The organism is Paenibacillus sp. JCM 10914 (assembly GCF_001315105.1).
Taxonomy (GTDB): Bacteria; Bacillota; Bacilli; order Paenibacillales; family Paenibacillaceae; genus Paenibacillus_AQ.
Genome location: NZ_BAZR01000001.1, coordinates 483884 through 505177, shown reverse-complemented (window position 1 = coordinate 505177; position 21294 = coordinate 483884). Strand labels below are relative to the sequence as shown.

Below are 21294 nucleotides of genomic sequence, written 5' to 3'. Positions count from 1 at the left end.
GCTTTTATTATTAACCGTTCCGTTTCCTTTGTCCTTTATCCGAGGATATAAACCAATAAGCCATGCCTACAAATAACCCACCGCCAATGATATTCCCCAGTGTGACCGGCACCATGTTGCTAATCCATCCGCCAATGGAGATGCTCTCGGGATGCCCTGGTAATATCGTCGCTAGTGTCAGAAGCGACATGTTCGCCACGCTATGTTCATACCCTGTCGCAATGAAGGCGAACAGACACCACCAGATTAAGATCAGTTTCGTGGTCTCTCCTTTGGCGCGTATCCCCATCCACAGGGCCAGACATACAAGCCAGTTACACAATATGCCTCTGAAAAACAGTTCCATGAACGGATCGTTCATTTTCTTGGCAGCAGCCGTGAAGATGAGATGATCCGGCGGCAGGCCTTTGAACAAGCCGGTAGCATAAATCAGATAACTGAACAGAATCGCTCCGGCCAGATTGCCGATAAACACGAGTACCCAGTTTCTCAGCGTATCGCCTATCGTCGTTCGTTTGGATAACGTGCTTATCGTAAAAAACATATGATTCCCGGTAAACAACTCTGCTCCGGCGAACACAACCAATGTGAGCGCGATCCCGAACGCGGCACCCATGACGAGGGATTGGTAGGGCGAACCGGCGGTTGCCAGCGGTGCACCCACCTTAAATATCAAGATAATCCCAATACCGACATACGCACCGGCCAGCATAGCCGATACCATGTAACGCAGCAGATTCCCATTCATCTGCTCTTTCTTCGCGATGGCGACATTTACGACGGCTTCCACATCATTTTTAAACATAGGCTACTACCCCTCGATTTCGTCTGTTGAATATGCTATATTTCTCGCCTTAAACCACGACCTCAACCTTTCCGTCCACGGCGCGAACCGGATATACACGCACTTGACCCTCATCCGGAGCCTGTACAAGCCCTGTCGAAAGCTCGATTTTCCAATCGTACAACGGATCGTAGATGAAATGCCCGGATACGATGGCTTCGGCTAACGGTCCCCCTTTGGGGTGAGGACTTCTATTCTCCAAAGCAAACCATTGATGATCCGAAGTCCGAAAAACGGCAATCTCCCGATCTCCGATTTGGACCACCCTTCCGAGTTGTGACAGAAATTCATTTTCATTTCCTACCGTAATCAATCTTCCGGTCTCCATAACATGCAACCTCCGCTTCTTTGCTCGATCCTCATCCAAACTCATATTAACTCTTTATGATCAGGCAACAAAAGGGAAGCAGGTTCCTCCCCCTTCTACTTGCTGCCGACCGGTCTTGCGTCCTGAAATAACGTATTTCGCAGCTTATCGTCGTTCAGCACTTTCTTCCACGGATCCTCTACTTGCTTTAGGGCAAGCTCAATTCTTTCCACCAGTTCCTGACGCTGTTTCGTGTCGTCAAGGATCGCGGCGCGGATTTGCTCCAATCCCAAACGCTCTACCCATTCCGACGTTCTTTCCAGGTACTTGCCGGTTTCGCGGTAATGTTGCATCAAGCACCGCAGAGCTCGATCAGTTCCTCATCCGTTTTCACTTTACAGAACGAATCGGCCAGACGCGCCTTCGTTCCGCCGTTGCCTCCGATGAATATTTCCCATCCGCCGTCATTGCCGACGATCCCAATGTCCTTCGTGCACGATTCGGCGCAATTTCGCGGACATCCATTAACCGCCATTTTAAATTTCGCCGGAAAGTCCAGTCTCTCGAATTTCTCCTCCAGAAATGCCCCCATGCCCATCGAATCCTGCGTACCGAAACGGCAGAACTCAGAACCCACACAAGTCTTGACGGTCCGCAGCGATTTGGCATACGCATAACCTGACGGCATATCCAACTCTTCCCAAACACTCGGTAAATCTTCCTTCTTCACGCCGATGAGATCCAGACGCTGTCCCCCGGTAACCTTCACGACCTTCACGTTAAATTTAAGCGATACATCCGCGATTTTCTTCAGATCCTCCGGCGTAGTAACGCTCCGTACATTCTAGGAACGACGGTGTAAGTGCCGTCTTTTTGAATGTTGGCGTTCATTCGTTCGTTGACGAAACGGGATTCCCTCTCCTCCTGATGAGTCACCGGATTCAGCATCGCCAGATAGTAATGAATGGCCGGACGGCATTTCGAGCAGCCTTCCGGATTACTCCATTCCAGAACATGCATGACTTCTTTCGTCGTGGTAAGTCCCTTGGCACGGATTTCCGCGACGACCTCGTCCCGGTCGAGTGTTGTGCATGGGCATATTCCTTGTTTACCTGCTGCCTTAAAGCCATCTCCCAATACGCTCTGGAGTATTTGCTCCACGACAGGTTTGCAACCGCCGCAAGAGCGCGTCGCTCCCGTGCAAGCTTTGATTTCATCCACAGTCGTGAAGCCTTGCAGCGTAACGGCATCCACAATGCCTTTCTTGGTTACGCCGTTGCACCCGCACACGATTTCATCATCGGGCATCATTTCCAGCGAAAACGCCTTACCGCTTCCTTTTCCCGCACTGTCGGTACCCATGATCGAATCGTAAATATCTTCGGTCATAGCCGTCTTTTTCCGAATCATCGATTGAAGGCTTGTCGCATCGCTCACATCCCCGAACAATATCGCACCGACGATGGTGTTCTCGCGTAGCAAGATTTTCTTATAGGTTTTGCGCCAATCGTCCTTCGCCACGATCACCGAGTGCTCAGGCTGCTCCATGAACTCTCCGGCGGAGAACACATCAACGTCGCTGATTTTCAGCTTCGTCGATACGATGCTTCCCTCGTAAGGCTTGCCCTCCACGCCGCATAGTTGCCTCGCAAGTACCTGTCCCTGCTCGAACAACGGCGCAACCAGACCGTAGCATACGCCCCGATGCTCGCAGCATTCGCCAACCGCATACACATCTGGCCAAGACGTCTGAAGATGATCGCCCACCACGATTCCCCGGTTCACTTCGATACCGCTCGCTTGTGCCACAGCGACGTTAGCTCTGATGCCCACGGCCATGACCACCAGTTCGGCTTCAAGCTCATCTCCATCCTTGAACCGGAGCCCAGTGACCCTAGCATCGCCCAATATTTCTGTGGTTTGTTTACCTAGTAAGAAACGGATGCCTTGCCGTTCAAGCTCCCTTTGCAGCATTCTCGATGCCATGGCATCCAGCTGACTCTCCATCAGATCCTGCATGAGATGAACCACCGTCACCTCCATGCCCAGGCTGACCAACCCCTTGGCAGCTTCCAGACCCAGGAGTCCACCGCCGATGACAGCCGCTTTCTTGTATGCCTTTGCGGCCTGAAGCATCTGCGTGCAGTCGGCAATGTTTCGAAAGCCGATAACCCCTTCTTTGTCACTCCCCGGTACAGGTAAAACAAAAGGCCTCGAACCCGTTGCAATAATCACTTTGTCATAAGGAATCTTCAATCCGTTGCCGGTCGTCACGACCCTGTGCTCCCCATCGATGGCGGTCACGGTCACACCCGTATGCAAGGTGATATGGTTCTCCTCGTACCATTTCCAACTGTTCAATACAATATCGTCCAATGATTTGCTGCCTTCCAATACATACGACAGCATAATGTGGTTGTAGTTCGGGTGAGGCTCCTGTCCAATGACGGTGATGTCAAACTTCCCGCCTAATTTCATGATTTGCTCGACCGTGCTAATCCCAGCGATACCGTTGCCAATAACAACTAACTTTTCTCTCTTTATATCGGACATCACTTGATTCCTCCCCAACACGTTATCTGGTGATCGTGAGCTTCCATTCCTTTCACCTAAATTATATCGTTTTAGGGCATTAATTTTTGTGATTTATTTCACAATTATTAAATAAAAATACCAAATAACCCTGTCCGGATCGGAACAAGGTTATTGTGACCTTCTAAATGATCTGAGCTTCCATATAGGTTCGCTCGCCATTTGATATTTTTAAGTACGGACTGATTCCGGCGAACCCTCTGGCATCCAGATTCACACCTGTCATCCAGTTTCCTTCAAGCCAGTGTCCATCCGCTTCCATCGCAACAGCCGGTGCCTGGATATGCTCCTGATACAATACGATGCTGGATTGTATCTTCTTGATCGCCTTCCCTCTCTCCATGAGCGGCTCCACGTTCATATAAGTAGGAACAAAATAATTCGCGATAACATCAAGCTCCTCCCCGTCGAAGAACGGTTCACTTCCGAGGAACGGATGGAGCATCAATATATTCTCATAGTGCGACCAGATGATCACCTGCAGAAATCTTCCCAGCCAGCCTTTGTCCGAGGCAACCTGATCGTGGGAGTGGCCAAACTCATAATCGATAAACTTCCAGCCGCTTGGTCCCTTGACCCACTTCTGGAACATCTCTTCGCTGCTTCTGCCAGGCGGAGCGTTCGAATCTAAGTCAGCCTCGAATAACTTGAGCCGCAGCGATTCAGGAAAATACTGGCTCACCATATCTTTGGTTTTCTTAAAAATGTGCTGCACTTTCGTAGATGCCTGTTTAAGCTCTGCAATATCTTCTTGTCCGTAATGCAATTGGGAAATATACATCCGTTTCATATGGGCTCGCCTCCTTCATTACGCTGTCTATTGATATCATATCGTTCGTTAGGCTTGTTGGTGCAAGTCCCAGCAAGATACCAAGCCGTCCTCATTTGTCAAAAAAACCCTGTATGAGTAGTCTCATGCCAGGGTTCGTGTGTCATTGATATCACCATTACGGGATAAAGCAGTTATTTATCGATCCAATGCTCCGCCCAAGCCGAGACTTGTTCCATCACGGGTTGCAGGGCTTTGCCTTTCTCGGTTAGTTCATATTCGATACGGACCGGTGTCTCCGGATACACATGGCGACTTAATATGCCTTCGCATTCTAAATCCTTCATCCGCTCGGACAGCATCTTATCGCTCATGGATGGAATCAGATTCGAAATATCCTTAAATCGCTTGGGTCCGCTCATCAACGTCTGGATAATCAGTCCGTTCCAACGCTTGCCCAAAAATGAAAATGCCGATTCAAAACGTGGACACATCGTCATATTCGTAACTTCCATAATATCCTCACCTCTTTACGAAGTCACCTTGGTTAGTTTAGTTATATCATGTAGTACTGGTGATGCTAAAACTTACGATTAGTAAGCATATTTCATTTTAGCATATTTTTGTGAAACTGAAAACCATCTAGCCCCTATTTCCCAGAAAATCAGCATTCTTCGGTAATCAAACGAGCCAATTGTTCCAAATCCCCTTCAATTAACGGGGATAATGTTCTATTATACAGCACGGAGGCTGGATGGAACAGAGGAAATATCATATAGGTGTTCATCGAAAACTGATATCCTGCTCCCGGGTCTTCCAGACTAGCCGTCTGTTGAACCGGTCCCTCAATCAGTTTCCCGTGTAAGGATGTGACAGTCTCATGACTGCCAATGAGCCGGTGCAGCGCGATATTTCCCATGGGAGCGATGATCCTGGGCTGCACCCAGGCAATCTCTTCATCCAGAATCGGCGCATGCGCATGATTTCAACTTTGGTTGGCGTCCGGTTCGAGCGACTTATGACCTTCTGACCATCGGCTCGCACGATCGTTTTTTCCTTATAGGGTCGGCTTCTCATCGTACTGGTCATGTAGACCTCCGCACGGGTCAGAGCAAGGCGATCCAGGTACATATCCATCTCTTTGCCTGCTTGCCCGGCAAAAGGTCTCCCTTCCATCACTTCACTTGCTCCCGGTGCTTCCCCCACAAACATAACCTTCGCTTTCCTTGTTCCTCTGCCGAGCAGGAACCCCTCGACTGGTTCATGGGCGAGTCTGGCTCGGCAGAGCGCGATAATGTTAGGATCTACGACGGCACTTTGTATGTTATCCATGTTCTTCCCCCCTTCATGTATACCATACAATACCCTGTTTGAAGATATATCCTTCCCCAGCCTCACAAAAAAATTACGTAAATAGCTTATTAATAGCAAAAACGAGCCCCCAGGAACAATCCTGGACGACTCGCGATGATTACCGATGAACATGTAGCAATATTTAAACCATTACAGGCAGATTTCGCACCGGTTGGCTATTGCCATAGGTTTGCTTGCCTGCCGTCGAAGCAGACCAACGAATCCCGTTAGCGATGACGTTCAGCACTTCGGGGTTGTAGTAGGTCGGATAGGTTTCATGCCCTGGGCGGAAGTAGAAGATGTTCCCATGCCCGCGCTTGAACGTGCAGCCGCTGCGGAACACTTCCCCTCCTTCGAAATTGCTGACGAAGACTAGTTCATCCGGTGCAGGAATATCGAAGAATTCTCCATACATCTCCTCATGCTCGATGACAATCGGACCTGTAATGCCAGCAGCGATCGGGTGTGTCGGATTGACGCTCCACATAATCTCCTGCTCCCCCGCTTCGCGCCACTTCAGATCACAACTCGTGCCCATCAGCGCTTTGAATACCTTGGAGAAATGACCCGAATGAAGAACGATCAGACCCATCCCGTCCAGTACGCGTTGCACTACTTTGCCCACAATCTCGTCGCTAACCTGGTCATGAGCCATATGTCCCCACCACAACAGCACATCGGTTGAATCCAGTACCGAGTCGGATAATCCATGCTCCGGCTGATCCAGCGTTGCCGTTCTGATCATAAAATCAGAATGCTCCAACCCCTCCGCCAGTGCTTGATGAATGCCGTTCGGATATACCTGACGCACCTCATCATGGATCTTCTCGTGTACGAATTCATTCCATATGGTTACATTCAGCATATTGCCGTTCCCCCTAATTGCTTATTCGCTTCTTACCCCTAGATGTTATACCCACCACATTTCGCCAAGCGGCTCTTCAATCAGCACGGACTGAAGATTTTGCACCGCTTTGGAGAAACCTTCTTCGACGGACATCAGTCCATCTTCATGTTCGATACTTACAACATAGTCATACCCAACGAGACGCAGGGCACTCATCATATCTGCCCAATCTTTCACATCATGTCCGTACCCTACACTGCGGAACTGCCAAGCGCGATCCAGCATGTTAGTATAGGACTGCATATCGGTCAAGCCGTGTTTGTTCACATTGATCGGATCAATACTTGTATCCTTCGCATGGAAGTGATGGATCGCGCCTTCACGACCAAGAATTTGAATCGCTTGAACCGGATCGATACCCTGCCACCACATGTGACTTGGATCCAAGTTTGCACCGATCACTTCACCGGCAGCTTCACGCAATCTGAGCAAAGTTCCTGGTGTGTGAACAGAGAAACCGCCGTGCAGTTCAAGACCGATCTTGACGTTACGATCTGCCGCGAATTTCCCCCACTCGGTCCAGTAAGGAATTACTTTATTATCCCACTGCCAAGTCAGAATCTCCTGGTAATCATTCGGCCACGGAGCAACCGGCCAGTTCGGGAATTTAGCATCCTCGTGATCGCCCGGGCAACCGGAGAACGTGTTAACTACCGGTACTTCAAGCTTCTCAGCGAGTTCGACGGTTTTGACAAATGCATCATGGAACTCTTGGGCTACAGCCTTCTGAGGGTGCAGCGGATTGCCATGACAGCTAAGTGCACTGATGATCAATCCGCGTGATTCTACTGCATTTTTGAATTCTTTGAGGGCTGCTTCGTTCTCCAGCAGCTCAGCAGGATTGCAATGAGCATTACCCGGATATCCGCCTGTACCAATCTCAACGGCTTTCAGTCCCTTGGAAACTACATAGTCAAGTGCATCCTCAAATTTACGTCCACTCAGCAATACCATAAATACGCCTAATTTCATTGTATACCTCCTGAATAATTTATTGTAATAGTAGTTATTGTCAGGTCTTAGTTCTCGAAGTACACGGCCTTGCCGGTCTTGGCCGATTCATAAATAGCTTCCAGAATTTGAGTCACGACAAAAGCCTGCTCCGGCTTAACCACAGGATCCTTATCTTCGATGATCGCTTCGATCCACATTCTGGCTTCACGATCAGCATCGCTTTCCTTGGAACCGGAATAGAAGCTACGCCGCCGGCGTTCAGATCCACTTTCGTTTCGTACAGTCTGCTCATTTTTTCGCCATTAATGCGCAGACCGTCTTTCATGTCGCTCCGCCTTCCGTACCTGCAAGAACTGCCTTAGCTTCACCGATTTCGACCACGTTTAGCGCCCAACTCGATTCTAGGACGATTGTCGCTCCGTTCTCCATCGTAATGAAACCGAATGCGGAATCCTCCACCTTGAATTCTTTTGGATCCCATGGACCGAATGCGTTCGCCGCGTTCTCGCGATGACCCAGCTTATGGAATGTAGAGCCGAGTACGCTCTTCGGCTTATAATTATCCATGAGCCATAGCGTCAAATCGAGGGCATGGGTACCGATATCGATCAATGGCCCGCCGCCTTGCTTCTCTTCATCCAGGAATACGCCCCAAGTTGGAACTGCACGGCGACGGATAGCCAGCGCTTTACCATAGTAAATCTCGCCGAGCTCTCCCTCTTCGCAGATTCCCTTCAGATACATGCTGTCATCGCGGAAGCGGTTGTTGTAACCGACCGTCAATTTCTTGCCCGTACGCTCGGCTGCTTCCAGCATCGCTTTGGCTTCAGCTACCGTCTTCGCCATTGGCTTCTCACACATGACATGTTTACCCGATTCCAGGGAGGCTACGGTAATTTCCGAGTGAGAATCATTCGGGGTGCAGACGTGAATCACATCGATGCTTCCGTCTTGTAGAAGCTCCCTGAAATCCGTATATACCTTTGCACCTTCAACTCCGTATTCGGCAGCCGCCTTCTGAGCACGCTCCTCTACGATATCGCAGAAGGCGACCAGTTCCGCCTGGGCTTGCTTCTTCAAGCTCGGCATGTGCTTGCCGTTCGCGATGCCTCCACAACCAATAATGCCGATCTTCAATGTTTTTGACATGTTCTTTTCCTCCCATCGCATTTTAGATCATTACTGGATAAGCTCCAATATTAGTGCAACGCTTTCATACAGATAGTAGCCAAGAAATATGTACTCCGGCAGATATCTGTCGGAAGCCAGGCAGCATGTACCTCATGTATAATTCTACAAGATGTTGCGCCTGGCTTCCAGTTCGGCGTTATTCTGCCGAATCAGCCTGTTGCGGGGCCGGAAGATTGCCATAACGATAGGTGCTTTCCAGAACGACATGCCGACCTTCCAGCGACGACTGCTGGAAGGATTGCATAATCTCCAGCACGTGATAGGCCATGCGTGCACTTGCGCGGTGGTCCTTCTGTTCATGAATCGATTGAATCATATCATTGATGCCAAGTCCACGCTCGTTCTTGCCGCATTCAAACGCGGGCTCCAGCAGTTCCCACTCATCGGAGCCGTGCTTGCGCAGCTTAACCTCGCCATTGAAGAAATTCGGGTCACCGAGGCTAAGCGTGCCTTGCGTACCGTAAATCTCAATCCATGGCAATGCCGAGCCGCCGAATATATCAAAGCTCGTAATCATGGTAGCGATAGCGCCACTCTCGAAATCCAGCGTACCTGCCAGATGAGTCGGGGTCTGAACCGTAATCGGCTTGCCTTGCAGCGGGCCGGAACCGACCACACGATCCGGGATCTGAATGCCCGTTGAGGCGCTTATGCGGCTTGCAGGCCCAAGCAGTTCCACTAGCGCGGATACGTAATAAGGTCCCATATCCATCATTGGACCGCCGCCCGAAGCATAGAAGAACTCCGGATTCGGATGCCACGATTCTGGCCCGGCTCCCATCATAAACGCTGTTGCGGCGATCGGCCTGCCAATCAGGCCGGATTCAATGGCCGCTTTCGCTGTCTGAACACCGGAGCCCAGGAACGTATCTGGCGCGCAGCCTGCACGCAAACCTTTTTTATCGGCGATATTCAGAATGCGGCTTCCTTCATCAAGCGTAATTGCCAGAGGTTTCTCGCTGTATACGTGTTTGCCCGCTTCCAGAGAGGCGATATCCACGTTCGCGTGACTGGCTGGAATGGTCAGGTTAATAATGAACTCAATGTCAGCCTGCGCAAGCATCTCCTCCACGGTATATACGTTCGGGATGCCGAACTCTTCGGCTTTGGCCTTGGCGTTCTCTTGAATCAGGTCGGCACAAGCAACAACTTCGATCCACGGGCTATTCTTCAAGTTGGTGAAATAGATGCCGCTGATGTTTCCGCAGCCAATAATGCCTGCCTTCATTTTTTTCATTGATGTCACTCCTTGAACCAAATAGATGTGCCTTTGACATGTACAATGGTATTCTTTTATGGTTTCGTTTAAAATGAATAATATGATTAAAACATGAACAATCTGGTCATTATTTTCTTTTTCATCAAAGGGGACTTTCGCCATGGATCTCAACTTGTCCAACCAAGTCGTAGCAGCTGATTTCTCATTTCATCGCAAGCCGTTCAAGATGTCTCTTGCCGACGGATTCGATACATATCTGATGCGCTGGCAGACCGACGGCAAGTGCCGTGCCCGCATCGACGACAAGCTGACGCTCATCGAATCCGGGGACTTGCTGATCTTTGCGCCGGGACAGCCCTATGAGCTGCGAATCGATGATGAAGTAAACGCCCAGGGCGAATTAACAATTGAAAGCGGCGATTATCATATTTTCTTCAAAGGTCCATGGGCGGATGCATGGTGGAATTCGCAGAAGCGGCCAACCAAGATCCGCCTTCCGCTCGAAGAACGCTACTTGAGCCTGTTCCGCCAAATTCTGATGGAGCAGCGTCGTGTCTCCAACGCTTATCCGGAAATATCTGATTATACTGCGCGCATCCTCTGTCTTGAAGTCGATCGCTTGCTGTCGGAGCAACCTCCGACTACACCCAAGACTTATCTGGCGTATCGCATGAAAAATTATATCGAGCAGAATGCCTCCTCGATGTTCAAACTTGAGGATGTGGCCGCGCACGTTGGTATCAGCGTCTCTCGTGCCGTTCACCTGTTCAAGGAGGCGTTCGATACGTCGATCATGCAGTATACGATGGACGTGCGGCTTAGCATGGCGAAAGAGCGTATCGTGTTTAGCCCGCTCTCGCTTGAGGACGTGGCAGAAACTTCAGGCTTCGCCAACTACACCTATTTTCACCGGGTTTTCCGTTCCCGATTCGGCGTCTCGCCCAAACAGTATCGCATCGCCAGCAGGACCTCGACCTGAACCGATTATCAATCACAATGAAAGCCATGACCGTGCAAGAATTTCATCCTGTACACGGCCATGGCTTATTTTTGCTGCCGATATGGGGTTTTAACATATTACGCTTTTCGCTTGCCGATCTCCTCGGATACAACGACGGCTAAATCTTCATTGCCGAACATGGACAGCACGCCTAATAACGTCTCGTCCGGTATATCTCCTGCTTCTTCCTTCGGCACGGTCAGCTCCAGCACCCGGATCAGTCTATCGTTCTCCTGCTGATGCGGATATGCCTCGCGATACAGCACCATCGGATCGATATCATGATTCACGCACCACTGGGCAAATACCAGAATCATCATATCCTCATCCTGACGATAGGATTCCACGATTCTCTCTTCTACAGACTTCCCTTCTGACTCCATGTCTGGCTCTCCTCCTCTATTCAACCAGCTTCACCTGGGCCGGATGACGGGCTGCTTCCTTGGCCTGAAGCTTCTTCTTCATCCATGTGCCAAAGCCGATCACGAGCAGGATAACGATAACTTCAAATCCATACTTCACGATGCCGTTCGCAAACCAATGATGGATGAGCGGCTCCTCCACAATCATCTTCGAAGCTGTCCAGACCAGTATAGCAGCACCAATCGTGATAATGAAAGGAAATCGGTCTGTGAGTTTGATAATAATCGTGCTACCCCACACCATGATCGGTACCGATATGGCCAGTCCGAGAATGACGAGCAAGAAGCTCTCTCCCGCTGCGCCAGCCACGGCCAGTACATTATCGAGTCCCATCATCGCATCGGCAATAATGATCGTCCGAATGGCCGTCCACATCTTATTCCCTGCTGAAATTTCATGCTGCTTCTCGTCCACGAGCAGCTTGTAAGCGATCCACAACAATGCCAGCCCGCCGATTAAACGCAAGCCCGGAATCATGAGCAGCTTGACGACCAGCAGCGTAGCGATGATGCGGATGATAATGGCTCCTAACGTTCCCCACAGGATGACCTTCTTCTGATCCTCTTTTTGCACATTGCGAGCAGCGAGTCCGATGACGATGGCATTATCCCCGGCCAGGACCAGGTCAATGAGGATGATAGAACCAAGCGCAATCCAAAAATCCAGTGACATTATCAAATCCATATTTGTCCTACATCCTTTCTTTACTTTGTGTTATGATTCCACGAAACCGACGTTCACCATCCGCAAATCAGCCGTTGCCTAATTTTAATCAGGAGACCTCTCTTTTTGGACGCAAAAAGAGACCTTCACCTCATTAAAGAATCAGGCAAAGGTCTCGCTAAACAACTAATTGGTTGCCAATAAAGCCGGGGATGGTTTTTCCCGTAATGACGACTTTATTTATGAAGCTACTCCCCTTTGGGAACTATTCGATTATATATATAATAACATATGGACAAGTGCTTGACCATCCATTTTTTCTGCCCGCGGAACCGCAGAAGCGGAAGCCCCTTATGCCCGGCAGCTTTTATTTTCTGCTATGATTAGGTTTATCGTAACACGATTGAAGAAAGGCTGGCTTATGAAAAAATGGACTTTACCCGCTCTGTATGTGTTGATGCTGGGAATCGGCTTTATCAATCGGCATGATCTGATCAGGTGGCTTGAGAGCGAGCCTCCTCTATCCCTGATTATCATCCTGGCCACCCTGCTTGCCCTGTTTCCCATTGCCCCCTTCCGGGTGGTCATCGCTATACTCGGCTTCGCCTACGGAACCTTATGGGCAGCCGCCATCGCCTGGCTCAGTACCACAGCTGCTGCTGTTATCATCTATGTTGTCGTTAGGACCATATATCGCGAGCCTGGAGGGCGGCTGCTGGAACGCTACTCCGCCCTCCAAGGTTTCACAACGATGGTGGAAAGACACCCCTTCCCGGCGATGGTCCTGGCCAGACTTATGCCGGTCGTTCCCCAAATGGCGGTAAATATATACGCGGGGGTGGCCTCCATTCCGTTCTGGACCTACACCATCGCCTCGGCGCTTGGAAAGTCTCCCGGCATACTGCTCTATGCCTGGCTTGGCAGCGGCTTTTCAGAGCGGCCGCTCTTATTTGTGCTGTTGTCTGTCGCTATCGTAGCCTTGACGGGGATCGGCCTTGCTTGATCCGTCGGATCAGGCGCAGGCGGGAATGAAATCCGCTTTGGTTTCATTCGCCAAAAAGATTATAATAGGAAGAAATGCATTTACATTGATTTGAATAATGGAGGGATAATAGATGAATCATCAATCAAACTCGAGTGAATTGGCGACTTTCGCAGGCGGTTGCTTCTGGTGCATGGTCTCCCCCTTTGACGAGCTTCCCGGCATTCTGAAGGTAACCTCAGGCTATACCGGAGGACGTACGCAGAATCCAACGTATGAAGAGGTATGCTCGGATACCACCGGTCATTATGAAGCGGTTCAGATCACCTACGACCCTGAGGTTTTTCCGTACGAAAAGCTGCTCGAGCTATTCTGGCAGCAGATTGACCCGACCGACGAAGGCGGACAGTTCCATGACCGGGGAACATCCTACCGGACAGCCATCTTCTATCACACGGAATCCCAGCGCGAACAGGCAGAGGAATCCAAGCAAGCAATAGCAGCTAGCGGTCGCTTCGATAAACCGATTGCGACACCGATTATTCCAGCCAGCACCTTCTACGAAGCGGAAGAATACCATCAGGATTATTACAAGAAAAACCCCGGCCATTACAAACGCTACCGCAAAGGCTCAGGACGGGAGGACTTTATCGAGCAGCACTGGTCAGAGCCCGTGGATAAGGCAGCTCTGAAACAACGCCTTACCCCGCTGCAGTATGAGGTTACGCAGAACAATGCTACTGAGCCGGCTTTTCATAATGAGTTCTGGGATCATCACGGCGACGGAATCTACGTGGACATCGTGTCCGGCGAACCGCTCTTCAGCTCGACGGACAAATACGATTCGGGCTGCGGTTGGCCTAGCTTCACCCATCCCATCCGTGAGTATAACATCAAGGAGAAAACAGACTTATCGCATATGATGATTCGTACTGAAGTCCGCAGCAAGAAAGGCGATTCCCACTTGGGCCACGTATTCAACGATGGACCCGCTGCGAACGGATTGCGGTACTGCATCAATTCGGCGGCTCTTCGGTTTGTACCGAAGGAAGAGATGGAACAGGAAGGGTATGGCGAATACTTGCAGCTCTTCGAATAAATACTAGGACATTCCCTCCGGGCTTTTATTCATAATAGCGATTTGGGGTAATAATACTCAACACGTGCTGGAATGAATGGAGGCTTGGGTTATGCCCTGGACGAAGCAAGACTACCCGGTATCTATGAAGAATCTTGAGCCTCGCGTAAGACATAAAGCGATTGAAATCGCGAATGCCCTGCTGGAGGAAAATTACGAAGAAGGCCGTGCGATCGCGATTGCAACGGCCAAAGCCCAGGAGTGGGATGAGAATCATCCGAAGGACGAGGATTGACCCTTAACGAAAGAGAAGCTCACCGCCGTATGATCATCGGGGTGAGCTTCTTTTCTTTTCTATTTTGTACATCCCTGTTACGGTCGACTGCTAACGGTAGGACTTGCGGGTTTCGGAGATACCGGAGCGCTTGAGGCACGGACCGCATTCCGAAGAGGTTTCTTCTCCGGTTTCACGGTGCCGTACGTCACTGTAACCGTAATGACTTGCCCAGCAATGGATACGGCTAGTATAGTGTACAGCGTTTCAATTAGTGGCATGTAGAATAGCGATAATAGCAGAACTACAGCATCCATTAAGAAGAACACCGTCCCTACCTTAAGCCCGCTCCATTCACTAAAGAGCACGGAGATCACATCGTCTCCTCCTGTTGCTCCACCGTAACGAAGCACTACACCGGCTCCAAAACCAGTTAGTATACCCGACAGCACCGCCGCAACCAGCAAATTATTGCCAAGATCAATCACAAGCGTTGAATACCGCTCGATCAGGGCGTAGAACACGGTAAACATGCTGGCTGCCACGACCGTATTCAGCATAAACTTCCGACCCTTGATTAACCAGGCGATCAGAAGAACGGGGATATCCAACAGAACCATGCTTAGCGCCGGCGGAATATCAAATGCATATTTGCCGAGCAGAGCAAGACCAACAAATCCGCCTTCTGTCAGATGATTGTAAAAATTAATGTGATAATAGGCGAACGCCATAAGAAACGTTCCGAACAGCATCGCCGACATCGTAATGATTGTCTCTTGTCTCTTCCTCATACAGGATCCCTCTTGTCGTAGTAGATTGGTCAGACATAGGCCAATCTCTACCGTAGGGTAACCTGGAGGAGCTCATCCTTCGAATCATAGTTCCCATCCTTTCGATAGAGACGGTCCAGCCTTCAGACATCCGACTTCGCTCTACGAAAGAAGCTATGTGTATGAGAGATCATAACGTTTCCAAATCGTCCTTTGGGAATTCGTCCTTCGGGGACACATGGTATCCTGATCCTTTCTCGTTAAGTTGATTACTAACTCTATTATAACACAATAGACACACTTGCTAAACAGCTAACCTATTGATATGGAATATATTAGCTATTCAATCGGGGCGACTAGCTCTATCTTAATCCGATCCGGATCCTCGAAAAAGACGGCATAATGTGCATCCCCACCGGCATAAGGGTGACGATCGGCATAAAGAATCGGGATGTCTCGTTCGATCAGCTGCCGCGTTATCAAATCTACTTGTGCCCTCGACTCCGCATGGAATGCTAGATGGTTTAGCCCTGAACGCCTCCGATGATACGGAATATCCAAGTATAACGAGTCCGTCTGCACGAACACGAGATACCCTCCCCCCTTCTTCCAGCTTATTCCTCCCTCCCATTCCTGGAAAATCTCACAGCCCATCTCCTCAAGAAACCATTCCCAAAAAAGCCGGCTCTGCTCCAGGTTGCTTACATTGATCTCCACGTGATGAAACATAAATTTCTTCTCCCTTCATGATATGTATGCACATGGCGCTAACATGTCAATAATTAATACTTGCACGAAAGTATGGCCGTAGAATAACATGTGTAACATAGAACATATGTTCTATGTTACCATTATAACTTGATTGTAAGGACGTGTCACCTATGAAACCTTCTGTCCTTCCTCCCGAGCCCGCCGTGGAAGATGAAGCCTTGATCAGGGACTATCTGCTTCATACCGTACTCCAGTCTGTGGTAGAGCAGGACTTGCAAATCCTAAGCAACTTGAACCTTGAGATGACAACCATTTATAGACTTAATTTGCGGCACATCCAGAAGAACGTTTCCAACCAAATCTGGAATCTGCAGCAGCAGATGAGGGAGCACGGAATTCGAATCGAGAATGAATTCAAGGATCAGGAGGGGGTCCAAGTCGTCTATCTTTGCCGTGGTTATCCATGCAGCTTGCTGTGTGATTGGCCTTATGTGAAAGAGAAATCCTCTATGAGGCTCGCCACGTACCTGAATCAGGCACTGGAGTCTGAAGCAAAAAGTTTCTAATTGGATAGCAAAAAACCTTTATCAGTCGACTTCTGCGACTGATAAAGGTTTGGATTGACCTTGCTTCAAGGTTACGCTTAGCGATTCTCATCGTCAGCCATGGCCGTCCGCTTGTGGACCCAGGCTTCGTAATGATGAACGGCCAAACCTGCGAATGAGGCATGTTCGCTGCCGAGTGAAGCAGCATGAAGGGCCTCATCCTCCATCTCCTGCTCACTCTTGGCGAAAAAGGTAAGATGATCGCCTTCATCCGTATCACCAAGCTCCATGCCGATCCAGACTAATTTGCCAAGCTCATCGGCCTGTTCCAGCTCTTCCTTGGACAACTCGTACATCTGCTCCCCGCTATCCCGGTATGCCATCACAGCAATCGCATCTGTACGCTCAATGATCCAGCGACTGAACGAGTCGGAGCCCCCCGGCCCCGGAGTGGAATCCAGCCAGAATGGAACGGCTGCACTGATCGGAAGATTTTGCCGGTTTGCTTCGGCGACCCATACTTCCATATTGGCGCTCCATTCCTCCACAACCTGTTGCTGTTCTACATCCCATCTCCGAAGCACATAAGGCTCTACATCGAATTGAACGCCTTCGAATTTCTCCTCAGGTGCAGAGGCAGCGTTGTACTCATCCAGCCAGTTGAGCAGCTCCATTCCTTGGGAACGGCCGGCTTCGTATGCCCATTCCGGCTGCCCGTCCAATGCATGCACGCTGATCCCTTGCTGATGCGCGGCTGACACGAAGGAACGATATTCCTCCGCATCGACACCCCGCTGAATTTGCAGGAAGATCGTTGTGATGCCTTCACGGCCGCTGAATTCAATGATCTGATCCGTATCACTGCGGATAATGCTGGCATCCCACAGCCAGGTTGCCTTGTTCTCGTTCACCGGACCTGATGGGAGAAGAATGAGGATAAGTAACAGCAAAAGACCAATGACGGCGACCAGGCTGATAAGTTTAAGCTTCGCTTTTGCAGATATAAACCTCAATCTCCTCGTCCATTTCATCAGATCAGCACGGCTTCACCCGGTTCAGCGACATGCTGCACCGAATGGCCTATCTTATAAATATGAGGCTGTGCATGCGATTTGAATGCATTACGAGTATCCAGAATCGGTACTCCGGTAGCGGCGATCGTCTCATAGTCCAGGTTACTATGGTTCGTAATTAACACGATGCAGTCATAGCGGCTGAATTTCGCCAGATCGTATTCTACGCTATGAACGGTTTCGCCACGCTTATCCACAAAACTATGCGCGTACGGATCATAATACTGTACCTTCGCACCGTTCTCTTTAAACAAATCGTAAACTTCAAGACCCGGCGATTCACGCAAGTCGCTGATGTCCGGCTTGTAGGCCATTCCGAGCAGCAAGATGTTGGAGCGTTTAATGGATTTAGCATATTCGTTAAGTATCGTTGCCGTCTTATTGATAACGTAATACGGCATATTGTCATTCGTCGACTGTGCCAGCTCGATGAATTTGCTATAGAAACGGAATCCCTTCGCTTTCCAGGACAAGTACATTGGATCGAGCGGGATGCAGTGACCACCAATCCCCGGACCCGGATAGAAAGGCATGAAACCGAACGGCTTCGTTGCTGCAGCGTTGATAACCTCCCACACATCGATCCCCATTCGATCGCACATCATCGCCATCTCATTCACGAACGCAATGTTCACGCTGCGGAACGTGTTCTCAAGCAGCTTGGACATCTCAGCCACTTTCGGATTGCTAACCGGCACAACCGTCTCCACATACTGTTTATACAAGGCTTCACCGAGTTTAAGGCAGGCCTCCGTCGTTCCGCCAATGACCTTCGGCGTATTTCTCGTATTAAATCGGCTGTTGGATGGATCCACCCGTTCAGGCGAGAAGCATAAATAGAAGTCCTTGCCGACTTTATAGCCAAGCTTCTCAATCTCCTGCTGAATCAGCTCTTCTGTCGTACCTGGGTAAGTCGTGCTTTCCAGCGTAATTAGCAGATTCGGCTTCATAAACCGTTTGATCTGATCCACAACCATCGTAATAAAGGACGTGTCTGGGTCCTGATTCTCACTGAGTGGCGTTGGTACACAGATGCTGATTGCATCAATAACGGCAATCATACTGTAATCCGTTGTCGGTTTAAAGCGGCCGGTCTCCATGCATGCGGCAAGCTCCTCGGACGAGATATCCGAAATGTACGATTCGCCCCGATAGATCCGGTCAATCTTGTCAGGATCCAGATCAATTCCGACAACCGTAAATCCCTGCTTCACCATTTCTACAGCCAGTGGCAGGCCGACATAACCGAGGCCAACCACCCCTAATACCGCTTTCTTGTCCTCAATAGCACTTAACAAATTTTCGTATTCGTATTCCTCTTTCACAAGCATTCAACCTCCATCGGATGTATAGTCTGATTGCTAAACCGTTAATAATGCCCCTGTTTAATGAAGGCAACGACGGATGCGAGCATCCAATTCTACCGGCGAGAACGGCTTCGTCACATAATCGTCGACCCCGTTCTGGAAACATTGACTGATCGTCTGCTCCACACGCTTCTCTGTCAACACAACGATCTTCGGCGGCTCCTTCACTTCCAGTTGTTGTATATGATGAATGAACGGCAGTCCATCAATCCCATGCAGATTAAGTTCTGTCAAGACAAGGTCCGGCTCCCATTTCGGGATTAACTCCAGTGCCTCTAGTCCGTCGACGGCTTCAAGCGTTTCATACCCTTGCATAGCCAGCCGGATTTGCAGGAATTCCCTCACCGTCGCATCCTGATCTACAATCAGAATACGGTTCTGCCCTTGGCCGGTGTCCTCTTGCGTAAATATATGAATATCTGAAGAGGTGCTGAGTCTGGCCGCTTCCGCCATCTGTTTCATGGATTGCGGTGACGGTGGCTCTGTGAGGGCAGCAAGCGTTATGCGCGGATCTGCCTTGCCGGCCCAAGCATTCAGATGCAGCTTTAACAGCAACGCCTGATAATGGGCTTCATCCAGCGAGTACCCCTGCAACGTAACAGCCAGTACCCCGGTGTTGGGGTCCTGAGTTACTCTCCCGCCATCACCCGCCAGTTGATCGACGTAAGACTGCACTTCTTCCAGCTGTTCATCGATCCCCGGCGCAGTGCCGGCACAATACAGAAACAGCAGGGCGGTGTTGCTTCGGTGTTCTCTCACTTCCTCCTCCAGGCGGCTGTAAAAATCCACAGCCTGTTCGCGTTGCAATGTTGCGGATTGAGTCATCGTTTCAATCCCACCTCTCTTTATGGTTTAACACTGGTACAAAGATGAATCGGGCCTTGATGTTAGGCTGCTTCGTTCTTGTCTTTCCAACTCTGCCGGGTCATGGTTCCCCATGAATTGTTGTTCTGCATGTATTGAATGTGCCCTAACACCCTCCACATCACGCCAAGCTGATGATAGCCTACGAACTTGAGTGCGGAGAATAGCAGCATCTTCGCCAGGTCGGACGGTTTGGAATAGCGCTTGAACGCGATTTCCTCCAGAATGAGCGCACCTACACTGAGCAAGTAGCCACTTATGAAGTTAACGAGTCCGAACACCACCAGAACGTGCCAATTGGTCATATCAAGCATTACGTATCCAAGCAGAGCCAGAAGGCCCGTAATTCTGAAATAAGTTTAACGCTTCAAAAATAACGTTGTACGGCATCGTCAGCAGACCCATGACCTTGTATCTCGGATTAAACAACATATCCCGATTCTCGATCATGTTCTTCAGATTCCCCCGTCCCCAACGCTTGCGTTGGTTAGAAAGAATATGGTAAGTGTCCGGAGCCTGTGTCCAGCAGACCGCCTCCGGGCAAAATGCTACGCGATACGGAATTTTATTCTCAAGCATGTAACGGTGCAGCTTGATGATGATGTTCATGTCTTCCCCAGGGTATCCCCCGCGGTAACCGCCTACGGCGAAGATGTAGTCCTTGCGGAACATCCCGAACGCACCGGAGACGATAATGAGTCCGTTCAGATGGCTCCAGCCGATTCGTCCACCCAAGAACGCTTTAAGGTACTCGATCGATTGGAACATCGGCCACATCTTGCGTGGCAGCGATACATCCTTGACTTCGCCGTTCTCAATCACACAGCCGTTAGCGATGCGAACATCGCCGCCGATCGCCACCGTTTCCTCCGGATTCTCCATATACATGCGAGCCATGCGGATCAACGCGTCCTTCTCCAGCAGGGAGTCTGCGTCAATGGAAGAAATGAGCGGATACTTCGACAGATTAATACCAGCGTTCAAAGAGTCGGCCTTGCCTCCGTTTTCCTTGTCAATCAAGTAAAGATGCGGATATTGCGGATTATAATAAATTCCGCGAACCTGCTTGGTCTCCAGTCTGCCTCGTACTTCGGGATTCGGCAGCAAGGCAAGTCCGTACTCTTCAATCAATACCTTCAGCGTCTCATCCGATGACCCGTCGTTGATGACAATGACTTCATACGTAGGATAGTTCAGTGTCATCAAGCATCGTACGTTCTCTGTAATCGTCAGTTCCTCATTGTATGCAGGAACCAGCAACGACACAGACGGGACGAGCTCCGAGCCGGATAATGTATTGTATTTGGAATAGGTGGCACGTCTGTAAATATTTCCGATATTTCTGAAAGAGAACATCAGTATTACAAAATAAAGCGCGGTAACGGCCATCACGTAATAAATCGCGACC

General features: G+C 49.8%; 19 protein-coding genes and 4 pseudogenes. 5 read left to right on the top strand and 18 right to left on the bottom strand.

Features of this window, described 5'->3' with window-relative positions; all coding sequences use genetic code 11:
* Positions 1–10: 10 nt before the first annotated feature.
* The 10 genes and pseudogenes from JCM10914_RS02295 to JCM10914_RS02250 form a co-directional block, all read right to left on the bottom strand.
* Positions 11–805: a formate/nitrite transporter family protein gene (locus JCM10914_RS02295; RefSeq protein WP_023956935.1), complete on the bottom strand. Its 795-nt coding sequence runs from the start codon at positions 803–805 to the stop codon at positions 11–13.
* 49 nt (positions 806–854) lie between these two features.
* On the bottom strand, positions 855–1172 hold the full coding sequence (nirD, locus tag JCM10914_RS02290) for a nitrite reductase small subunit NirD (protein ID WP_023956933.1): 318 nt from the start codon (positions 1170–1172) through the stop codon (positions 855–857).
* A gap of 95 nt (positions 1173–1267) precedes the next feature.
* A pseudogene (nirB, locus tag JCM10914_RS02285) lies at positions 1268–3704 on the bottom strand (nitrite reductase large subunit NirB).
* A gap of 163 nt (positions 3705–3867) precedes the next feature.
* Positions 3868–4533 carry a hypothetical protein gene (locus tag JCM10914_RS02280; RefSeq protein ID WP_023956925.1) on the bottom strand — a complete coding sequence of 222 codons (666 nt, stop codon included), beginning with the start codon at positions 4531–4533 and terminating at the stop codon, positions 3868–3870.
* Between the two features lie 173 nt (positions 4534–4706).
* On the bottom strand, positions 4707–5027 hold the full coding sequence (locus JCM10914_RS02275; RefSeq protein ID WP_023956923.1) for a helix-turn-helix domain-containing protein: 321 nt from the start codon (positions 5025–5027) through the stop codon (positions 4707–4709).
* 149 nt (positions 5028–5176) lie between these two features.
* Positions 5177–5724, bottom strand: a pseudogene (locus JCM10914_RS02270) (uracil-DNA glycosylase).
* 283 nt (positions 5725–6007) lie between these two features.
* On the bottom strand, positions 6008–6730 hold the full coding sequence (locus JCM10914_RS02265; protein ID WP_023956920.1) for a ThuA domain-containing protein: 723 nt from the start codon (positions 6728–6730) through the stop codon (positions 6008–6010).
* 45 nt (positions 6731–6775) lie between these two features.
* Entirely contained in the window at positions 6776–7744 is a 969-nt protein-coding gene (locus JCM10914_RS02260) for a sugar phosphate isomerase/epimerase (protein ID WP_023956918.1), read from the bottom strand.
* Positions 7745–7791: 47 nt separating this feature from the next.
* Positions 7792–8875, bottom strand: a pseudogene (locus JCM10914_RS02255) (Gfo/Idh/MocA family protein).
* 178 nt (positions 8876–9053) lie between these two features.
* Positions 9054–10154, bottom strand: a complete 1101-nt coding sequence (locus JCM10914_RS02250) for a Gfo/Idh/MocA family protein (RefSeq protein WP_023956912.1) — start codon at positions 10152–10154, stop codon at positions 9054–9056.
* A gap of 142 nt (positions 10155–10296) precedes the next feature.
* On the opposite strand from JCM10914_RS02250, the gene JCM10914_RS02245 reads away from it, so the two are divergent.
* A complete protein-coding gene (locus JCM10914_RS02245) occupies positions 10297–11115 on the top strand; it encodes an AraC family transcriptional regulator (protein WP_023956910.1) in 819 nt (272 codons plus the stop codon).
* A gap of 98 nt (positions 11116–11213) precedes the next feature.
* Here JCM10914_RS02245 and JCM10914_RS02240 read toward each other — a convergent pair whose 3' ends face one another.
* A complete protein-coding gene (locus JCM10914_RS02240) occupies positions 11214–11519 on the bottom strand; it encodes a hypothetical protein (RefSeq protein WP_023956908.1) in 306 nt (101 codons plus the stop codon).
* 16 nt (positions 11520–11535) lie between these two features.
* Positions 11536–12243, bottom strand: a complete 708-nt coding sequence (locus JCM10914_RS02235) for a TerC family protein (protein ID WP_023956906.1) — start codon at positions 12241–12243, stop codon at positions 11536–11538.
* 400 nt (positions 12244–12643) lie between these two features.
* On the opposite strand from JCM10914_RS02235, the gene JCM10914_RS02230 reads away from it, so the two are divergent.
* The 3 genes from JCM10914_RS02230 (at position 12644) to JCM10914_RS02220 (ending at position 14577) form a co-directional block, all read left to right on the top strand.
* Positions 12644–13225, top strand: a complete 582-nt coding sequence (locus JCM10914_RS02230) for a TVP38/TMEM64 family protein (RefSeq protein WP_036716780.1) — start codon at positions 12644–12646, stop codon at positions 13223–13225.
* Between the two features lie 112 nt (positions 13226–13337).
* Positions 13338–14303 (top strand): peptide-methionine (S)-S-oxide reductase MsrA, encoded by a 966-nt coding sequence (gene msrA / locus JCM10914_RS02225; RefSeq protein ID WP_023956902.1) that lies wholly within the window; start codon positions 13338–13340, stop codon positions 14301–14303.
* 91 nt (positions 14304–14394) lie between these two features.
* On the top strand, positions 14395–14577 hold the full coding sequence (locus JCM10914_RS02220) for a hypothetical protein (RefSeq protein WP_023956900.1): 183 nt from the start codon (positions 14395–14397) through the stop codon (positions 14575–14577).
* A gap of 77 nt (positions 14578–14654) precedes the next feature.
* Here JCM10914_RS02220 and JCM10914_RS02215 read toward each other — a convergent pair whose 3' ends face one another.
* Together JCM10914_RS02215 and JCM10914_RS02210 are read right to left on the bottom strand one after the other, a co-directional pair.
* Positions 14655–15347, bottom strand: a complete 693-nt coding sequence (locus JCM10914_RS02215) for a YitT family protein (protein ID WP_023956898.1) — start codon at positions 15345–15347, stop codon at positions 14655–14657.
* 318 nt (positions 15348–15665) lie between these two features.
* Complete coding sequence (locus JCM10914_RS02210) at positions 15666–16055, bottom strand: VOC family protein (RefSeq protein WP_023956896.1); 390 nt, start codon at positions 16053–16055, stop codon at positions 15666–15668.
* Positions 16056–16207: 152 nt separating this feature from the next.
* Here JCM10914_RS02210 and JCM10914_RS02205 point away from each other — a divergent pair, with 152 nt between their 5' ends.
* Complete coding sequence (locus JCM10914_RS02205) at positions 16208–16603, top strand: hypothetical protein (RefSeq protein WP_023956895.1); 396 nt, start codon at positions 16208–16210, stop codon at positions 16601–16603.
* Positions 16604–16680: 77 nt separating this feature from the next.
* Here JCM10914_RS02205 and JCM10914_RS02200 read toward each other — a convergent pair whose 3' ends face one another.
* The 4 genes and pseudogenes from JCM10914_RS02200 to JCM10914_RS02185 all read right to left on the bottom strand — a co-directional run bounded on the left by JCM10914_RS02200 (position 16681) and on the right by JCM10914_RS02185 (position 21275).
* Positions 16681–17595 carry a hypothetical protein gene (locus JCM10914_RS02200; RefSeq protein ID WP_231638458.1) on the bottom strand — a complete coding sequence of 305 codons (915 nt, stop codon included), beginning with the start codon at positions 17593–17595 and terminating at the stop codon, positions 16681–16683.
* 17 nt (positions 17596–17612) lie between these two features.
* Positions 17613–18986, bottom strand: a complete 1374-nt coding sequence (locus tag JCM10914_RS02195; RefSeq protein ID WP_023956891.1) for a nucleotide sugar dehydrogenase — start codon at positions 18984–18986, stop codon at positions 17613–17615.
* A 54-nt stretch (positions 18987–19040) separates the two neighbouring features.
* A complete protein-coding gene (locus JCM10914_RS02190) occupies positions 19041–19847 on the bottom strand; it encodes a response regulator transcription factor (protein WP_023956889.1) in 807 nt (268 codons plus the stop codon).
* Positions 19848–19909: 62 nt separating this feature from the next.
* Positions 19910–21275 (bottom strand): annotated as a pseudogene (locus JCM10914_RS02185) (glycosyltransferase).
* Between the last annotated feature and the right edge of the window lie 19 nt (positions 21276–21294).

Bases quoted from the DNA above. Each gene is read 5' to 3' on its own strand.
- JCM10914_RS02280 (WP_023956925.1), bottom strand. From the start codon at position 4,533: ATGAAACGGATGTATATTTCCCAATTGCATTACGGACAAGAAGATATT.
- msrA (WP_023956902.1), top strand. From the start codon at position 13,338: ATGAATCATCAATCAAACTCGAGTGAATTGGCGACTTTCGCAGGCGGT.
- JCM10914_RS02195 (WP_023956891.1), bottom strand. From the start codon at position 18,986: ATGCTTGTGAAAGAGGAATACGAATACGAAAATTTGTTAAGTGCTATT.
- JCM10914_RS02190 (WP_023956889.1), bottom strand. From the start codon at position 19,847: ATGACTCAATCCGCAACATTGCAACGCGAACAGGCTGTGGATTTTTAC.
- JCM10914_RS02260 (WP_023956918.1), bottom strand. From the start codon at position 7,744: ATGAAATTAGGCGTATTTATGGTATTGCTGAGTGGACGTAAATTTGAG.
- nirD (WP_023956933.1), bottom strand. From the start codon at position 1,172: ATGGAGACCGGAAGATTGATTACGGTAGGAAATGAAAATGAATTTCTG.
- JCM10914_RS02275 (WP_023956923.1), bottom strand. From the start codon at position 5,027: ATGGAAGTTACGAATATGACGATGTGTCCACGTTTTGAATCGGCATTT.
- JCM10914_RS02210 (WP_023956896.1), bottom strand. From the start codon at position 16,055: ATGTTTCATCACGTGGAGATCAATGTAAGCAACCTGGAGCAGAGCCGG.
- JCM10914_RS02265 (WP_023956920.1), bottom strand. From the start codon at position 6,730: ATGCTGAATGTAACCATATGGAATGAATTCGTACACGAGAAGATCCAT.
- JCM10914_RS02250 (WP_023956912.1), bottom strand. From the start codon at position 10,154: ATGAAAAAAATGAAGGCAGGCATTATTGGCTGCGGAAACATCAGCGGC.
- JCM10914_RS02230 (WP_036716780.1), top strand. From the start codon at position 12,644: ATGAAAAAATGGACTTTACCCGCTCTGTATGTGTTGATGCTGGGAATC.
- JCM10914_RS02240 (WP_023956908.1), bottom strand. From the start codon at position 11,519: ATGGAGTCAGAAGGGAAGTCTGTAGAAGAGAGAATCGTGGAATCCTAT.
- JCM10914_RS02215 (WP_023956898.1), bottom strand. From the start codon at position 15,347: ATGAGGAAGAGACAAGAGACAATCATTACGATGTCGGCGATGCTGTTC.
- JCM10914_RS02205 (WP_023956895.1), top strand. From the start codon at position 16,208: ATGAAACCTTCTGTCCTTCCTCCCGAGCCCGCCGTGGAAGATGAAGCC.
- JCM10914_RS02235 (WP_023956906.1), bottom strand. From the start codon at position 12,243: ATGGATTTGATAATGTCACTGGATTTTTGGATTGCGCTTGGTTCTATC.
- JCM10914_RS02245 (WP_023956910.1), top strand. From the start codon at position 10,297: ATGGATCTCAACTTGTCCAACCAAGTCGTAGCAGCTGATTTCTCATTT.
- JCM10914_RS02220 (WP_023956900.1), top strand. From the start codon at position 14,395: ATGCCCTGGACGAAGCAAGACTACCCGGTATCTATGAAGAATCTTGAG.
- JCM10914_RS02295 (WP_023956935.1), bottom strand. From the start codon at position 805: ATGTTTAAAAATGATGTGGAAGCCGTCGTAAATGTCGCCATCGCGAAG.